The sequence below is a fragment of the Virgibacillus sp. 6R genome (assembly GCF_001895305.1).
In the GTDB taxonomy this organism is placed as follows: domain Bacteria; phylum Bacillota; class Bacilli; order Bacillales; family Amphibacillaceae; genus Virgibacillus; species Virgibacillus pantothenticus.
Genome location: NZ_CP017762.1, coordinates 2,782,047 through 2,798,245, shown reverse-complemented (window position 1 = coordinate 2,798,245; position 16,199 = coordinate 2,782,047). Strand labels below are relative to the sequence as shown.

The window sequence follows — 16,199 nt, the reverse complement described above, 5'->3', positions numbered from 1 at the left end:
TTTATCTTGCAAAAAGCAATTGTGTTTTAGCTAATTGGTTCTTCTAACAAGTCTTGATAGATTTCCATATTTGTTATTTCCACACTTTTATCCACTTCCTCAAAAGCTAACTGATCAGCCCAAACTTGGCCACGTCCTGATAATATAATCCCAAAAGAAATAGCTGCACTTTGTAAAGGTACATCTAATATAATCTCATATCGATTCCAGTTTGTTGTTCCTGTAATTGGGCGGTTATTCATATTATCAAACTGCAATACATCATCAAATTTATTATCTACCCTCATCCACATACCAGAAAAATCTTCTACATCTTTCGTTTTTAAAAACCCCCGACAGCTTGATTCGCTTATTAATAAAGTTATCTGCCTTAAATTGCTGCATCATCGTAGCAAAGCTTGTGTCGTCTAACACAGTTTTTGATTTTAAATATCCAGATGCTTTTCCTTCATGAACGACCTTTCTATCAATTCCCATTTCATAATCAAACGGATCAGAACCACTTAAGAACCATCCTTTTATTGGTTGTTTCATATTGAAATCCTCCTTGTTTTTTAATATATCCGACATCAGTTTCCGATACTGCCCTGGTGGAAAGCGATAATATTTTTTAAATGCTCTAGTAAAAGCCTCCTGAGACTCAAATTGGTTTTGTAATGCAATATCAAGAATCCGTAAGTTCGTATATAACAAAGCTGATGAGGCTCTTGCTAATCTCCTTTGGCGTATATAATCACTAATGGAGATACCGATATTATTTTTAAATATTCGATGAAAATGGTACTTTGAATACCCGGCCTGCTTCGCTATTTCGCCTATGGTAAAGACCTCGTCTAAACGCACTTCTATATAATCCATTATTTTATTCATTTGAGATTTTTCATAGATGGTAACTCGCCTCCCTTCGTAAATAGCGTATCAAAAAAAATGAAACACTTTTTGATTTTTTTTGCCATGTTACATCATGCAAAGGAGGACAGAAAAAGCTCCGACCTTCAGTGGATCAGAGCTTCTATTTTTAACAGAAAAAACAAATATGAAATACCCTTCTTTCCATACCTATATGAAACAAGAACCTAACTCAAGTAAAGTGAATTTTCAATCAGTGGCGGTTTTCATTCCTCCCCCACTGATGTTAGTAGCCCAAGGGTATGACCTAAAGATCTCTTACGAAACAGGGCGTTTAGGTGCTGTTATCTCCCACTTAGACTTGTTGCCGTACATATATTCAACTCCTAAATTGGGAGTCTTACACCACCTTATATACAGGATAAAAAACTAAAATACACTTCTTACATCTACATAAAATTCATAAAGAAAGTAACAACCAAATCCAAATAATAAAATACCTGCAATTACGGATGTCCACTTGATCATCGCCCTACTCATTACTTTCCTTGTAATTGAAATAATAGATAACAAACCAATGTCATGCAATAGAATACCTGTTAATATACCTAATGCAGAAATGATAAAGCTAGCTTGACCCAATTGTGAGTATGAGTCTGCTAAAACAACGCCAAATATAGTTACCCAGAACACGAGATTCCCAGGAGAAACCGCAACTAACAGTCCATTACGATAGGTTTTTAATAAGGAGCGATTTATCTTATCCCCTGCTAATGAAATGTCTTTATCCGCATTTTTGATTGAATCGTAAGCAAGAAGAAATAAAAACACTGCTCCTACGATCCATAGTGGCATTTGTACATATGGCAGTGATAATATTTGCGCAAAACCGAAATATAACGCGATAATTAACAATGCATCAATAGTCATTCCTCCAATCCCAACCGCCCAACCATGAAAAAAGCCATTTTTCAAGCCTTGTTTGGTCATTTCGACTGTTATAGCCCCAACGGGTAGCGCAATTGAAAAACCGACTAAAATAAACTTTAAATACCAATCCATTAGCATAACTTCCTTTCTTTACCCACTTTGAGCTATTATTCCGTTTAAATATGCTAAACTATTACTTAATAATGAGTGTAAAAATAGACAGTAACATATCGCTATTTTTGAAGAACATATTGCAGTTTTGCTATCTCAAATCTTTTCATCCTCTTTTTGAACATGTAACTAACTAAATCAAACTAGATTCAAGAACTACTAATAAGCCTCTTCAATAATAATTACTTAGTTCATAATCTTACCATAATTTATAAAGGTTGGGCTTCATATTTTTTATTGTATAATTTGATAATTACATTAGAAAAATAGTTACTGATCAATCTTTCGTTTATGAAATAAAATTTATTCAAAAAAATAGTAGAAAAGGGTATCGCCCTGGCACTTTCATAAATCTCCAAATAGGAGTAATCACTATCAATCCCTAAAAACTATAAAGTTCAAAATTAAAATAGAAAGCAAAATTAAATAAGTGGTGGATGACTGCCTTTTTGTCTTTTTTTCTTAAACGCAGCAAAATTTCATCTAAAATTAAGTCAACCAAATTAAACTTAAAAAATAATGTCGACTTTATCTAAATTTTTATAGGTAACGCAAGTGATATTTAGTACGATAGAGTTGGGGAGGAAAAACCATACATTCTGAATAAGGTACCATGACAACTAAATGGTTTTAGAACCATCGCACTACATGAACAACTTCATATGTCAAAAATTATAGGAGGGTAAAATGAATATTCGTTTTGTCCAAGGTTCAGACTACTATAGCCTATCACCGCTAATAAATGAATGGTGGGGCGGAAGAAATATGTCAGATATGTTGCCAAAGTTATTTTTTGATCATTTTCAAAATACAAGCTTTATTGCTGAAAGCGATGGAGAAATAGTAGGTTTCCTCATTGGATTTCTCTCACAATCAAAAGAGGATGAAGCGTATATCCATTTTATCGGGGTTCATCCTAAGTTTAGGAAACAGCAAATTGGAAAAGTACTATATGAACGTTTTTTTACAATTGCTAAACAAAATGACCGTAAAATTATACGTTGTGTAACATCTCCTGTGAACAAAACTTCGATCGCTTATCATACGAAAATGGGATTTGACATAGAAACAGGAAATAAACAAATAAATGGTGTTGAAGTTACTGCTAATTATGATGGGCAGGGTCAAGATAGAGTCCTCTTCAAAAAAAAATTAGATTAATCCTTTATCTCAGACTTTCCCTGTTGCATGGATTTTGTATGTGATTGACTTCGTTAGGGGAGGAAAGCAAACTACTGCAATTCATTGGCAAATCATAACAGTTTTATAACGCCTCCCCAAATCCAACGCCACAAACCATCTTAAACAAACATTTGTTTAAATTTAATGCTCTGGAAAAAAGATAGTTTAGAAGGTTTTATACAAAGTCGTGGGCATGATAGCATTATAAGCCTTCGCCAATATCCCTTGATACTGGGTCATGGCTCGTGAACCATGCCTTGCAGAGCCCCTGTGTCGACTGCGATCCTATCTTTAGAATACACTCTCAACAGTAAATGAGGCCACTCAAACTATATAATAAAAAATGGACATCCAAATACTACCGCACGTAGTGAAGACTAAATCTAATTTTCTATAAATTGTCTCTATTATTTTTGTAAAGGTCGACTTTTTCAGTGGTCCCTACTAAATAGCGAGGAGGCCACATTTATTTGCTGCTCTAAATTACTAATACAGGAGAAACATAGCTTTCCACTTCTCCTAAACCTTTATAACGAAGGAATATTCACTTTGTATTCTTTTTTTAATCGCTCTAAGCGATTTAGTATTTCTTTACCTTTTGCGGTTTCAGATAAAAGCGTGCCATTCACTATAGGACTTTTATGGTACACTTTTCTAATGCCAAAGGAGATACCTTTTCCTGTTGAATTTTGGTGCACATTAATTTGCTCAGGTTGATATAAAATAGTATTAATAATATCTCGTACCTTAGAATTTTGCGATGCCTTCAATGCTGCAATCATATCTGCATCCGTTTGTTCGGTAAACGAATTTTTATTTTTTTCGTCATATTTCCAATAAAGTGAAATAGCTTCTGCTAGTAATCGATCTACAGCTAATAATAATGGAGATAGAAATAACTCATGATCTTGAACAATTAACCGAAGTAATTGAAGACCTGTTTGTTCGTCTGTCTCTATACCTCGCTCTGAACAATGGATTCTTTTTATCAATCCGCTCGGTATTTCTTCTATTTTGCCACTCATATAGGTATCTCGTAAAAAGCTGTCTAAATGATCCAACCCTAATATATTCCGAGTCCCTGTCAAAGGCGAAGGCAATCGGAGATAATGTGATATCACTTGGTTCTAAATTAGCTGTATGAAGAATGGATACTATTTCTGGACTCTGTATATATTCCTCTGTTAATGCCTGATGATTATATCCTAATGTTTTTTCCACTGCGTGAGAAAACGGTAGATGACCGATATCATGTAAAATTGCAGCTGCCCTCAATAAAGGATGATTAGGAAAATAAACGGCCGCTAATTTCCATACCCCTACTGTATGTTCATATCTACTATGTACAACTGGAGAAACGTATGCACCGCCACCAAAATGTGCAAGATACTTCAATCTTCTGACATAACTTGTTTGAAAAAGCTTTACTTCCCAAGGATAGAATTCTACTTCTTTGTATAGGGGTTCAGCAATGATAGGATTACGTCTCATTCACGCCCCTCCTTTTTCTTTTATAGTGAAAAATAGCTGGTTATTATAACAAACGGAAAATAGCAAAGCTATGCTATTCTTTCATTTTCGCAAAAGCAACTAAACCCTCGTTATCACAAGAATGAAAACCATTTTTCTCATAAAAAGCTCGAACATCAGGTGCATCATTCGTTAAGAGCACTTTTTGACGTACATCATGGTATTTATACAGGATTCGCTGCATTAATTCAGACCCGATCCCTTGATTTTGGTACTCTTCCAGCACTAAAATATCTTGAACATAAATAATCGTATACCCGTCCCCAACAACTCGTATTAATCCTATTAACTTGTTATTATCCCAAGCTGTTATAACTGCTAGTGAATGTTCTATTGCTTTTACTAGTTTAGGGATGTCGTCTGTATAAGCTGTCCATTTCACATTATCATATAGTGCTTTTATTTGTTCTTCCTCATATACGCTGCTTTCTATATATTGAATTGACATATGCATTCCTCCTATGTGAATTTTAATTATGACAGAGTGATTTTTCTTTATAACTACTTATAAAGAAAAATTTTGATAATATATCCAGTGATGCTATGTGGTACGCCTCTTTCTTTCATAGAATTAGCTAGAGTAGGAATTGACCACATCGTCATTTTTATGTTGAAATCAATTGTAGTTGGATAGTACTTTACTAATGAAAAAAGCAATCCACTCTGGCAACCAATGAAGGAAGTAGATTGCTTTTATGTTAAAAATGGTATATTTTCAAATTAAAGCCATTTTAGAATATTACGTTCGTATCATATACTAACTTTCTAAAAAAAGGAAGCTTCTATTACTTGCCTGAGAACACGTTAAAAAGCCTTTAATCCTCTATGGTCATATATTCTTGCTGAAGTATTCCCATATGAATGATGTCATGCCAATTTCCACTGCGAAACAGTGCTTGCCTACTAGCGCCCTCTTGCTTAAAGCCTAGCTTAGTATATAAATGAATCGCCCTTTCGTTAAATGAGAATACGCGTAATGATACACGATGCAAATTCATTTCTAAGAAAGCGTAATTAAGTAGTAATTTCAAAGCTTCTTTGGCATATCCTTTCCCCCAATAGTCTTTTTCTCCAATATCAATAATACATTCGGCACTTCTGTTTTTGTGATCCATATTAATCAAAGAAGTAATTCCAATTGCTTTGTCAGTATTTTTATCCTGAATAATATAGCTTTTGGAGGAACTTGAATGTAGAATCACACCTTCTACAAAAGCTTTCGTTTCTAATAACGAATATAAATCTAACGAAGGATTGGTTGAAATCATTACATCGACGTCATTTCTCCAAGAATGATATTGTTCAGCATCTTCTATGGTCATTTTTCTTAATTGGATTCTATTAGAATGAAACAAAAAATTCCTCCTTTTATGTTAGTTGGATTTCACTTAGAGTATTGATAAGTGAAAATCTAAAACAGGAATATCATTTTCGATTTTTGTTTTCAAACGTTGGATTGCTTGCTTTGTTCTATCATTTTTTTGTTGCTCGTTCGTGAGATATGTTGAAAAATATATATAGGAGTAAATTTGCCTGTAATTTAAAAAGAACCTAATTTTTAGCAGCCAATCAGATTGAAGTTGATGTTCGGTCTGGTATCCCTTTAGAAATGGACGGATAAATTTATACACAAAATCCTTTTTCTCCCTGTCATCAACAACTTGCAGTGCATGATATAGAACAATTGCGATATCATATACGAACCAACTGTATTCACAATCGCCAAAATCGAATAATACCAGCTCTTTCTTAAACAAATAGAAGTTTTTATGGTGTAAATCATGATGGATCATCCCATATCCGTTTTTATCCTTAGGCAGCTTGTTCAAGTCATGAATAAAATTTTCCCACTTCTGCTTTATCAAATTATTAACAAGAATTGCATCTGTAAACAGTAACCCGCTATCCCAATCCTTCCTTTTAATTTTTGGATCAGTCGGTCGATATGATTTGGATAAACGATGTATTTTTCCTAACGTCCTACCCCAAGTATAGAAAAGGCTTGCATTCCATTCTTTATTATTGAAAACATCAACAAATTCACCTTTCGCTTTTTCAAACGCTGAGACGTAACAAACTTCCTCGTTATTTAATATTATTACTTCCAATAGTTTATTATTTATAGAAGCAATAGGAATCGTCACATTCACTCCGGATTCAGATAAATATGTGATCCAGTCTAACTCTGAAGCAATAGAATGCCTTTCATACATGGAACTTGGATAATACTTGATTATAAATGTCCCTTTACTACTATTAACTTCAAAAACATTGTTTGAAAACCCGCCAATTAATTTTAAATCAGATACGTTTACATTAAATAGACTTGCACCTTTGCTTAAAAGTTTACTTTTAATAATATAAACCACTCCCTTTTATAATTTTACGAATGAATAATAGAAGAAGTTTCATAAACTCTGGGGGCTTTTATCCTCCACTAATTAAGCGCTAGAAAGCCATAGACACCCTAAAAAAGAGAAACACTTTTCTGTGTTCGGTGCATCGCAGACGAAGCTTTTCTTATCTGAAAAAAAGAAAGCATATCATGCCACCATGGAAATCTTATCGAAACGAGCGAATCTGGAAATAGGTCCCGTTAACCCTACTTGGACTTCTGTAGTTTTTAGAAAAACGGAGAGCTTATATCACCTTTTTTTCGGTATAAACACTTCCTCCATCGTAACTTTTAAATTTTGCGGTATCAACAGCTAATTACATACTTGATCCTATTTGTCGTTCTCAATCGCGTTAATTGTTTGCCTGCTTACATGACAGCGCTCCGCCAACTCGATATAAAAAGTCTGCGGACTCATACCTTCATCATATTATTCAAGACGTTCAAAAGTATAAAAAAGAAGATAATCTAGTCATAGTGAATATGCATTGGGGAATTGAATACATGGAAATACCTGCTACCTACCAAACAAAATTTGGACACCCCGCTATAGACGCAGGGGCAGATATTATTATTGGTCACCACCCACATCGTTTACAAAGTGTTGAAAAGTACAATGGCAAATATATTATTTATAGTATGGGTGACTATACTTTTGGGGCTGACCCGACGTTAAAATCTTGGCAAACAGCGATTTTTCGGCTTACGTTTGCAAAAGAAAATAATGCTATCGTAACGAAAGGGTTGCGAATTGTACCAACGTTAGAAAATTCAAACGGTAGCGAAACAGAAAATAACTACCAGCCGCTTCCTGTGTTTGGAAAAGAAGCGAAGGAAATTGTCAATGAATTGGTTAGAATCAGTAATCTTATTCCAAATGGCGTTATCGAGTATGACTATTTTGATCCGTTTCTTGACATGTAGATAGCATAAATACTGCAAAAAAACGTTTAGGACATACGATTGGGGATACGCTAGTTCAGCGAAGTCAATATATGTAGACTCCTTCGGGAACCAAAGCTGAAGACACAGGAAAGCGATCTTTGCTTTCTGAGGAAGCTGATGTCTCGCTCGCAGGAAAGCAAAATATTTTGAGGTAGCGATTTTTCTCATGTTAAAAAACGAAGGATTATCACCAAATTTTTATGGTGAAATCCTTCGTTTTAAGCCTTAAAATTTCAGGCTTTCCTATTGTGTGCAAATAAGCCGAAAATTATATTTTAATTGTTCGACTTATTTGCTTATGCCCCAACCTCTTTCTGTGGAGAATCGTTTACATAGGACTAGTTTCCATTAAACGATGGAGCAAGCCTTCTACATCTAAAGATGTATGAATCATATGTTGAACATCACCTTCTGTAAGTTTTTTCAACTTAGGAGTCACCCCTAGGACAGGAACGCCACACATATCTTCCATGAGCTTTGGATTGGTTATCTCATCTATATTAGGCTGATCACTCTTCCCATTTATCACAATCCCTACAATCGGAATCCCTACCTGTCTCGCATAGTGAACCGTTAAATAAGTATGATTTACCGTTCCAAGATTTGGTCTAGCCACAATAAGAATGGGAAGCTTTAAAGCAATAGATAAATCACTAACTAAAAAGTCCTTTCCTAAAGGTACAGCAATACCTCCTGCCCCCTCCACGATAAAAAAATCGTGTCTATCTTTTATTTTTTCCCAATGCTCTAACACAGCTTGCATACAAATCTCTTTATCTTCTAGTTGTGCTGCCACAGATGGTGCGAGTGGTTGACTAAATTCATATGGCGTAATCTCCTCATGAGATAAAGACGTTTGGGACATATTTTTAACATCTTACATGCCTCCATGTAATGTTAGCAATCCAAGCATTGACATAAATTATATATTTTCTATAAAGTGAATATTCAATCAGTTGGGGTTTTCATTCATCCCCCACTGATTGTTAGAGGAACGAATCGGGTATTTAGGTGCTGTTATCTCCCACTTGTTGCAGTACAGATTATCCAACTCCTGGAGTGGGAGTCTTACAGCACCTTATATGTGATAAAAGTTTCTTGTCTTTTGTTCATCCATTTCTAATAATCGATGCCCAAATTGGATTTGGTTCATTTTGCTACCCTCGCTTAAAATTTTACTTACTATTTGTCACACCAGTTACATATTCCTATGCGAATCCAAATGAATGGCTGCCCTTCTTCTCTTTCGATGCTTAAACCCGGTATTTGGTGAATTAAATGCCGATAGTACTCTGAACATATAGAAAAGGTACTTCTTCATGACTGGTACAAGAAAACCACGCAATATTATTCTTAATAAAGGTTAAGTCTTCTGGCAAATTTGGAGCTACCCAATCATAAAGTGCATTTGCCGATTGTTGTAAAATGTTACATGTATCGTAATTAGCTTCAACTTCATAAATCGTTGGCAGCTGGTCCTTACGTTATCGTAAAAGCCCATACCTTCGCCTGGTAAGTTTCAATTAAATAAGGTCTACATTTTTCGAACACCTTTTGATTGTACTTTAGTTCTTTTCTAGTCACAAAATAGAACTTTTATCTGAATACTCACAGAGCATTCTTATAATTGCTGATATATTTCTCCAGCTGGATTTTCAACCAAATTCCAATGTTCCATTTCATCACCTTCAATCTAGTTATAATGGCTACAATACATGGCTGCTATAAAAGAGTTTGTTTCACCCAGTATTTGGTACAATCCCTGCTACGCTCCATATACCCATAGTCAATAAAGCATCTTCTAAGAATTGCAAAATCACTGTATATAGCCTTTAATATCTCGTTAACTTCCTTTTCGGAGTAAACGGTATTTGGTTTAAAATGCCTTAGAATATTCTGCAGTACAATAAGCTTTCTTTTTTCCTTACTTGGAAAGATATCTAATCTACCATCGATACCTTGTTTAAAGTATGTATCTAATACTTTTTTCTTTTCCTCTTCCGTGATTTCGTATTGTTTGCTCAACTATTTCCCCTCCATATAAAAACGTATTAATTATTTTTTATTCCACTGGCTTTGATAACGCAGATGGTAAAATAACAACTTTGTGTCAATATAAAAATATATAACATACTAATGAGTACATACTCTTTGGGATTCGTGATTTATCTACTGTATGTTCAATACCCAGTTTAGAGGCATAGAAACTAGCTTTCCGCAAATGTCAAGGCGAAGAACAATAACCGCTGTTGTAGGGGGTATTTTGCGCATTAATTCTTTGGAATGAACCAAATTTTGGGATTGCTTTTCAAAAAGGATACTGGAATGAGGTACACCAAAGTCTATTAAGCGTGCCGCCATATTTTCCGTTCATTATAGTCGTTATAAACTGCAGCACCAGAACAAATGATAGTTCTGCAAACACCCTGATGGTATAGTTGAGAGCCTTATTTACTCGTTCGCGTAAAATTGGTGACAGATCCCCATCTTTTTTTGCGGGGAGCCAAGTAGAATCAAAGCATCTCTTTGTTGTCCGTGGTTATAGGAGGCTTTCCTGAAAAGGGAATGAATTACGATGATGAATGCTAACATGAATAGTGTGATTACACCTAAAATATATGCTGCAATTACCATGAAATTATCTCCTCTTAAATGATGTAAAAGTACCGTCCAACGATTGCAATATCTCAGTTGCTAGATTATTAAGAAGCAGTGGATGATACGAAATCAACCCTGGAAAATCCTCATGTGTAAATTGTTATCTTGCTATCCAGCATCTATGATTTAAAGATGTTTTTCAATCATTTTCCAATATTACTCCTCTCATAAGTAAGCTATAAATAAGCTCGCCCGATCCTATTACTTTGCTTTCCAGAATATTACTGATAGAGCGTTCTCCATAAATAAAACGTAGCATAGCCTTGCCAATTTTCCCAACCAGAACCTAATTGCAACATATATTCTTTGGATGGCTTTTTTTCCAATCTAGCTAACTGTTTAATCGCATTTTGTAAACCCGCGTCTGCAATTGGAAATGCATTAGGAAAACGAAAACAACGCATCAACACATAGTGCGCTGTCCATGAACCAATTCCTCTATGACGTGTCAGTATTTTTTCTGCTTCCTCTAAGCCATCTGCAGCAAGTAACTTTTCTTTAGACAATGCGCCATCAATTATTGAACGGGCAATATCTATTAAATATTCACTTTTTCTTTTCGATAGCTGTAACGATGTCAATTCTGAAACCGGTACATTTGCAATAACATCTGGAGTGGGAAAAAGCCAATAATCTCCTCCATTCCAACGGATCGATTGTCCAAACCGTTCAACCAATCTCCTTTTCAATTTATAAGCAAAGAAAAGATTAATTTGTTGTCCAATAATTGCCCAACTAATTGCTTCGAAGAAATTCGGAATTCCTATCAAGCGTAGCCCATAAAAAGTATGAACAAGCGTTTGTAAAAAAATATCATTTTCAGCCATTTGATAGAAATCAGCTAAATCTGTATCTAAATCGAACCAATCACGTACATAGGCAGTAATTTTGCTACGATTTGCTTCAGAAAAAGAATGGGAACTTTTCACGACTCGAACTAGCAATTCCCCACATTTTGCTTCACTCAATTCAATTAAGAAAACAGTTTTATCCACGTTGATTGCTTTCAATACTTGATTGTTTATTACTTGATACATGCATTCATGATTTGCATTTGCTAAATAACGTATATTTTCTTGAAACCGAAAGCCTTCAGGAACCGCAACTTTCCAAACATTTTCCATCTCCATTATCTTGCCTCCTTCTAATCTAGTTGTATCATATTTACTCTTCTAAAAGTTTCACTATCTTGCGACGATGTTACTAAACCGTTCATCTATTTAATTAAAACCGTTATAATAAAATGAATAAGTGAGGTGACACGATGACAAGTTCCATAACAGAAGAACAATGGCAAGCTATTATAACAAATGACGCTTCTTTCGATGTTGTCTTTTTATACGGTGTTCGTACAACAGGTATTTTCTGTCGTCCTTCTTGTAAATCACCAAATCCTAAAAGGGAATATGTACGTATCTTTCAAAATGCCCAGCAGGCGTTGGCAGAAGGATTTCGTCCTTGTAAACGTTGCAAGCCATGCGAACAACGAATGCCAGATGAGGAATGGGTGCTTCAAATAAAAGCAGTTATTGATACGCATTACCACGAACCATTGACTTTAGCTCTGCTAGCGGAACATTGTCATGGTAGCCCTTATTATTTACAAAGAACGTTTAAACGAATCATGAACATGTCACCGGCTGACTATATACAGCGTGTACGAATTCATCACGCAAAACAGAAATTAATGCAAACCAACCAATCCATTGCTGATATAGGTGTAAAAGTGGGATTACCGAATACTTCTTATTTCATTACTTTATTTAAACAATATACCGGGAAAACTCCCAAACAATTCCGATTAGCCTTTCAGATACAGCAAACGGAAAAATAACCTTCTAATGGGATTTTGCAAACGATTGGTATTACAAAAATTATGCAGGAGGCGAGTGAACAGTGACCATTTATTGGACAACATTTCAACATCAAACATGGAAATTTTATGCAGCTGCAACTGAGAAAGGATTGTGCTACCTAGGCCCGCATCACTTAGCAGTAAATGAAATGGAAGTATTTTTGCACAAGCAATTGCCAAACGAAGAAATTAAGGAAAACGAAAACGTGTTGAACCCATATATGTTGGAGCTACAAGAATACTTGGAAGGGAAAAGGCAGAAATTCGAATTAGATGTTGACCTTTACGGAACAGCTTTTCAACAAAAGGTATGGCAAGCATTGCAACAAATACCGTTTGGACAAACGGTCACATATTCTGACATTGCAGAATCTATAGAAAAGACACAGGCTGTACGTGCTGTCGGAGCAGCCATTGGAGCAAACCCAATTTTCATTATCGTTCCGTGCCACCGGGTCATTGGAAAAAACGGAGCACTAACAGGGTTTCGTGGTGGCCTAGATATGAAAGAGAGACTGTTATTATTTGAAAAAGCTAAAGAAACATAAAAACGGAAGCTTGTATTTCTTTCTTCAAGGAAAAAATTGATTTCAGCTTGAGTATAGAATATAACTGGGAAATTATAAAGGTATGCTCTTTTATATGAAACCATTTTGTTGTTTAAGACGTATTTATTGGTAGTAAACTTTATACGAGGAGTGATAAATCATGGCGAATGTATGGATTTTTCTAGATCTGTTAAACATTGCAGTTTACATTCCCTTTTTAAAGGTCGATGAAGAAGATATTTGCAATAACATTAAAATTTTGAGGAGGCAATCCTGGTTTCAAAATTATCTTCACGATGAACAATACCAAAAACTTATCGTATCCAATAAACATGTACGTCAGGTTATTGGAAAATTTAAAAGTGATAAACTCCATAAACAGGCCTATATGATCAAATGTCAAAATAGATTGCACAAAGCTTTACTTAAAGAGTTAGATCGTGTCTAATTGCAGAACAAAGGCACAAGCGCCCGTTTAGCAACGTAGCGAATGGAACGAATCAACTAAAGATAAAGGAATCACGGTGAGGTAACGAACCGATGATGACTTATCGTAGGGCGCATTTCTAAAGTCGCATCGTTGCTGGCGCTTGCGCCGGACGTGGCTATTCGGTTATTTCCTTTTCCAGAAGCGCCTCATTTTATACTTGCTTATCTTCTAAAAAAACTTCCATCCGTGGAGGTTTTCTTTCATCCCCCATGGAAGTGTAGCTATCAAGGTGACCTAAAGGCTGCTTACGTAATAGGACATTTAGTGGCTGTTACCTCTTACTTAGACTTGTTGCAGTACAGATTATTCAACTCCTTAAAGTGGACTTACAGCACCTTATATCGGGATAAAACTCCCTTTATAGGACTAAAAAACTGCAATCGACTTACTTGCTATAAAAGGGAGTATTTATTTACTTTTTTAATTTAAATACAACAAAATCAGCGCAACGGAAATCTTCTTCAAAGGAAGGATATTTTTTTAACATCGCTTGAGTTGGCTTCGGTTCCATTATTTTTTCCAACCTAAAACCAATCGTCAGTAAAGTATTGATATAAGTTGTCAAAGTCCGGTGGAATAGCAGAACTTTCTCCTCATCGCCAAATCTTTGCTCATATACCCCTTCATAAAAATATTGATCGACCTTCCAGTGTAATTTGTTTCCATAGTCATCCTTCACCCACCCACTTTCTGGCGTGACAAAACATGGATGTAATATGGAGAAAACAAAAGTACCTCCATCGACTAATAACCGATACATTTCCCGAAACGCCTTTTCAACATTTTCCAGGTCTTGCATAACCATGTTAGATACAATGATATCAAATCTAGAATCTACTAAGAAATGTAAATCCTCGCAATTACCTTGATAATACTTAATAGAAAATTCATCTGGTGTTCTATGTTTCGCTAATTCTATCATTTTTTGGGAGTAGTCTACGGCTGTTACGATTGCGTCTGATTTTGCTAACATCCTACTGAAATATCCTTCACCACATCCAGCATCTAATACCTTTTTATGCTCAACTGTTCCCATTAAAGAAAATAACGTTGGATTTAATAATACTTCTTTATGCGCATCTCCTTGATCGGAATGGTTTGCTGCGTACGATTCGGCAAAGCTATCCCATCTAATCATTGCTTCTTCCGTATCAATATTCTTTTTCAATACACTTTTTCCTCCCTAATTAATATCACCTAAATATACCGGTAACTCTTTCCCTGCAAAATACTTAATTATGTACTGAAGCATTGCTTGGGGTATAATCAACAGCTTCAAAAAAGAGGATATGCTTACTTGTTTTAATTCTCATTAGTCGAGGAATGATAGGTTCATCTTTATACATAAACCTAACCAAGCGTTCTTTGCTAAATCATTCGCTTTATGTATTATATCCGCTGTTAAAACGTGATCCATATCCCCGCTTTATCATCTGACATTTTAAACCTTGGGTACCTGACACATTCCGGATCAGACGACTCTAGCTCGATTAAATCATCTGCATATGCTTGTAGTCCTTTAGAAAGGATCTTGTTAACCATGACCTCCCAGTAATGCTCATGTTCAGGAACCAATTCTTTTGGGAGAAAGAGTCCATCTGTCATCATCACGATATGCTTTAACCCGTTTTTATTTATTTTTCCAAACTCAGTAAATTTCACAGCGTCATCTTCTCCATTTAACACGCCGTATCCAGCAGGAGTATTGCTTTTTTGTCTATTAGTAATAAGAATTTCTTTGACATCCTTCATCAATTCTACTTGCTTGGTTACTCCTTTATCAATAAGCTCTTTCCATCTATTTATAACAGCCTTTTCTAAAGGTGCTGTTTGCGCTCGAGTTAACGTCCTTACTGCATTGTCTTCATAGACAGCAAAAATCATACAATCGCCTGTTTGGATAAAGTCTATTCCATATGGAGAAATTTTAACCAAAGCTAATGCAGTTCCCCATAATTGTTCTTTTTTCAATGTGTCAACATTATATTCGTTCATTTTATTCTGCAGTTGCGTGTTTATCTTTGCAAAATCATCCAGAAAACTGCTGGAACGATGAAGCGTTTGATAATAATTTTTGACTAGGTTAGAGGCAATATAACCGCCAGTTTCGTTTTCTTGATTAGTAAAAGGTACGATAGAAGATACTCCATCAGCGACCCCATAGATCGAAATATCATCATTGATAATAACCGAATCTTCATTCAGTTTACCCACACCTTTACAAGTCACTGTTTCTATTTTCATTATAATATCTCCCTTTTAAAACGTATTTACAACTACTTGCTATGCGATTTTCTGCCAGCTCTTGTTTCTTTTCATCAAAACAACTTCTTAAACCTTCTGCTCCGTTGAGTACAGCAATGAATTGCAACACTTTTTTAATCGTTTAAGCTGAAACGGAAATGTTGTTTCACATGACATATGGTCTGCTTATTCAAGTTAATTTAAGACAACGTTTTATTCTTTTTTTTATAAACTTTATTGTTCTTACGGAACACCCATTGTGTGCAAATGTTTTAAGCTTTGGTATGTTATTCTGACTTAGTGTACAACCACTATAATTCAGGTACTGTTATCTCCACTTAGACTTGTCCAGCACACATCTTCCAATTCCTGAAGCGGGAGTCTTACAGTACCTTATATTTG

At 35.3% G+C, this 16,199-nt stretch carries 16 protein-coding genes and 2 pseudogenes; 5 read left to right on the top strand and 13 right to left on the bottom strand.

Translation table 11 applies throughout. The features are described from left to right. Positions 1–26: 26 nt before the first annotated feature. A pseudogene (locus tag BKP57_RS12760) lies at positions 27–888 on the bottom strand (helix-turn-helix transcriptional regulator). 390 nt (positions 889–1,278) lie between these two features. After that, the gene (locus BKP57_RS12755) at positions 1,279–1,911 is read right to left on the bottom strand and encodes a LysE family transporter (RefSeq protein WP_072741634.1); all 633 of its coding nucleotides are present in this window, start codon (positions 1,909–1,911) and stop codon (positions 1,279–1,281) included. 726 nt (positions 1,912–2,637) lie between these two features. Between BKP57_RS12755 and BKP57_RS12750 the strand changes: the two genes are divergently transcribed. Beyond that, positions 2,638–3,111 (top strand): GNAT family N-acetyltransferase, encoded by a 474-nt coding sequence (locus BKP57_RS12750; protein WP_050349768.1) that lies wholly within the window; start codon positions 2,638–2,640, stop codon positions 3,109–3,111. Between the two features lie 548 nt (positions 3,112–3,659). On the opposite strand, the gene BKP57_RS22905 is transcribed toward BKP57_RS12750, so the two are convergent. From BKP57_RS22905 to BKP57_RS22130, 6 genes are all read right to left on the bottom strand, one after another. Further along, complete coding sequence (locus tag BKP57_RS22905) at positions 3,660–4,124, bottom strand: hypothetical protein (protein ID WP_232231162.1); 465 nt, start codon at positions 4,122–4,124, stop codon at positions 3,660–3,662. Continuing rightward, positions 4,033–4,623: an HD domain-containing protein gene (locus BKP57_RS22900; protein ID WP_232231161.1), complete on the bottom strand. Its 591-nt coding sequence runs from the start codon at positions 4,621–4,623 to the stop codon at positions 4,033–4,035. The genes BKP57_RS22905 and BKP57_RS22900 overlap by 92 nt, the downstream gene beginning before the upstream one ends. Positions 4,624–4,696: 73 nt before the next feature. After that, positions 4,697–5,110 (bottom strand): GNAT family N-acetyltransferase, encoded by a 414-nt coding sequence (locus BKP57_RS12740; RefSeq protein ID WP_050349766.1) that lies wholly within the window; start codon positions 5,108–5,110, stop codon positions 4,697–4,699. 367 nt (positions 5,111–5,477) lie between these two features. Then, positions 5,478–6,017, bottom strand: coding sequence for a GNAT family N-acetyltransferase (locus BKP57_RS12735; RefSeq protein WP_072741633.1), 540 nt, complete (start codon positions 6,015–6,017; stop codon positions 5,478–5,480). 33 nt (positions 6,018–6,050) lie between these two features. Further along, a complete protein-coding gene (locus BKP57_RS12730) occupies positions 6,051–7,031 on the bottom strand; it encodes a phosphotransferase enzyme family protein (RefSeq protein WP_072741632.1) in 981 nt (326 codons plus the stop codon). Between the two features lie 357 nt (positions 7,032–7,388). Then, positions 7,389–7,475, bottom strand: a complete 87-nt coding sequence (locus BKP57_RS22130) for a helix-turn-helix domain-containing protein (protein WP_232231425.1) — start codon at positions 7,473–7,475, stop codon at positions 7,389–7,391. Between BKP57_RS22130 and BKP57_RS12725 the strand changes: the two are divergent. Further along, positions 7,469–7,981: pseudogene (locus BKP57_RS12725) on the top strand (CapA family protein); the annotation flags it as partial. The gene BKP57_RS22130 and the pseudogene BKP57_RS12725 sit on opposite strands and share 7 nt — an antisense overlap. A gap of 349 nt (positions 7,982–8,330) precedes the next feature. Here the strand turns inward: BKP57_RS12725 and bioD are convergent. The 3 genes from bioD to BKP57_RS12705 all read right to left on the bottom strand — a co-directional run bounded on the left by bioD (position 8,331) and on the right by BKP57_RS12705 (position 11,790). Continuing rightward, positions 8,331–8,867, bottom strand: a complete 537-nt coding sequence (gene bioD / locus BKP57_RS12720; protein WP_072741630.1) for a dethiobiotin synthase — start codon at positions 8,865–8,867, stop codon at positions 8,331–8,333. An 857-nt stretch (positions 8,868–9,724) separates the two neighbouring features. Beyond that, positions 9,725–10,027 carry a DUF2087 domain-containing protein gene (locus tag BKP57_RS12715; RefSeq protein ID WP_050349761.1) on the bottom strand — a complete coding sequence of 101 codons (303 nt, stop codon included), beginning with the start codon at positions 10,025–10,027 and terminating at the stop codon, positions 9,725–9,727. Positions 10,028–10,881: 854 nt separating this feature from the next. Then, on the bottom strand, positions 10,882–11,790 hold the full coding sequence (locus BKP57_RS12705; RefSeq protein ID WP_050349759.1) for a DNA-3-methyladenine glycosylase family protein: 909 nt from the start codon (positions 11,788–11,790) through the stop codon (positions 10,882–10,884). A 134-nt stretch (positions 11,791–11,924) separates the two neighbouring features. On the opposite strand from BKP57_RS12705, the gene BKP57_RS12700 reads away from it, so the two are divergent. The 3 genes from BKP57_RS12700 to BKP57_RS12690 all read left to right on the top strand — a co-directional run bounded on the left by BKP57_RS12700 (position 11,925) and on the right by BKP57_RS12690 (position 13,511). Continuing rightward, positions 11,925–12,494 carry a bifunctional transcriptional activator/DNA repair enzyme AdaA gene (locus BKP57_RS12700; RefSeq protein WP_050349758.1) on the top strand — a complete coding sequence of 190 codons (570 nt, stop codon included), beginning with the start codon at positions 11,925–11,927 and terminating at the stop codon, positions 12,492–12,494. Positions 12,495–12,556: 62 nt separating this feature from the next. After that, entirely contained in the window at positions 12,557–13,063 is a 507-nt protein-coding gene (locus BKP57_RS12695; RefSeq protein ID WP_072741629.1) for a methylated-DNA--[protein]-cysteine S-methyltransferase, read from the top strand. A gap of 160 nt (positions 13,064–13,223) precedes the next feature. Continuing rightward, positions 13,224–13,511 (top strand): hypothetical protein, encoded by a 288-nt coding sequence (locus BKP57_RS12690; RefSeq protein WP_072741628.1) that lies wholly within the window; start codon positions 13,224–13,226, stop codon positions 13,509–13,511. 454 nt (positions 13,512–13,965) lie between these two features. Here BKP57_RS12690 and BKP57_RS12685 read toward each other — a convergent pair whose 3' ends face one another. Continuing rightward, positions 13,966–14,721: a class I SAM-dependent methyltransferase gene (locus BKP57_RS12685; RefSeq protein WP_072741627.1), complete on the bottom strand. Its 756-nt coding sequence runs from the start codon at positions 14,719–14,721 to the stop codon at positions 13,966–13,968. Between the two features lie 233 nt (positions 14,722–14,954). After that, positions 14,955–15,797 carry a protein phosphatase 2C domain-containing protein gene (locus BKP57_RS12680; protein WP_072741626.1) on the bottom strand — a complete coding sequence of 281 codons (843 nt, stop codon included), beginning with the start codon at positions 15,795–15,797 and terminating at the stop codon, positions 14,955–14,957. Positions 15,798–16,199 lie beyond the last annotated feature (402 nt).

What these genes read in the sequence shown, in the direction of transcription:
- BKP57_RS22900 (WP_232231161.1), bottom strand. Translation starts at nt 4,623, where the DNA reads ATGAGACGTAATCCTATCATTGCTGAACCCCTATACAAAGAAGTAGAA.
- bioD (WP_072741630.1), bottom strand. Translation starts at nt 8,867, where the DNA reads ATGTCCCAAACGTCTTTATCTCATGAGGAGATTACGCCATATGAATTT.
- BKP57_RS12680 (WP_072741626.1), bottom strand. Translation starts at nt 15,797, where the DNA reads ATGAAAATAGAAACAGTGACTTGTAAAGGTGTGGGTAAACTGAATGAA.
- BKP57_RS12750 (WP_050349768.1), top strand. Translation starts at nt 2,638, where the DNA reads ATGAATATTCGTTTTGTCCAAGGTTCAGACTACTATAGCCTATCACCG.
- BKP57_RS12690 (WP_072741628.1), top strand. Translation starts at nt 13,224, where the DNA reads ATGGCGAATGTATGGATTTTTCTAGATCTGTTAAACATTGCAGTTTAC.
- BKP57_RS22130 (WP_232231425.1), bottom strand. Translation starts at nt 7,475, where the DNA reads ATGAGTCCGCAGACTTTTTATATCGAGTTGGCGGAGCGCTGTCATGTA.
- BKP57_RS12705 (WP_050349759.1), bottom strand. Translation starts at nt 11,790, where the DNA reads ATGGAGATGGAAAATGTTTGGAAAGTTGCGGTTCCTGAAGGCTTTCGG.
- BKP57_RS12740 (WP_050349766.1), bottom strand. Translation starts at nt 5,110, where the DNA reads ATGTCAATTCAATATATAGAAAGCAGCGTATATGAGGAAGAACAAATA.
- BKP57_RS12700 (WP_050349758.1), top strand. Translation starts at nt 11,925, where the DNA reads ATGACAAGTTCCATAACAGAAGAACAATGGCAAGCTATTATAACAAAT.
- BKP57_RS12755 (WP_072741634.1), bottom strand. Translation starts at nt 1,911, where the DNA reads ATGGATTGGTATTTAAAGTTTATTTTAGTCGGTTTTTCAATTGCGCTA.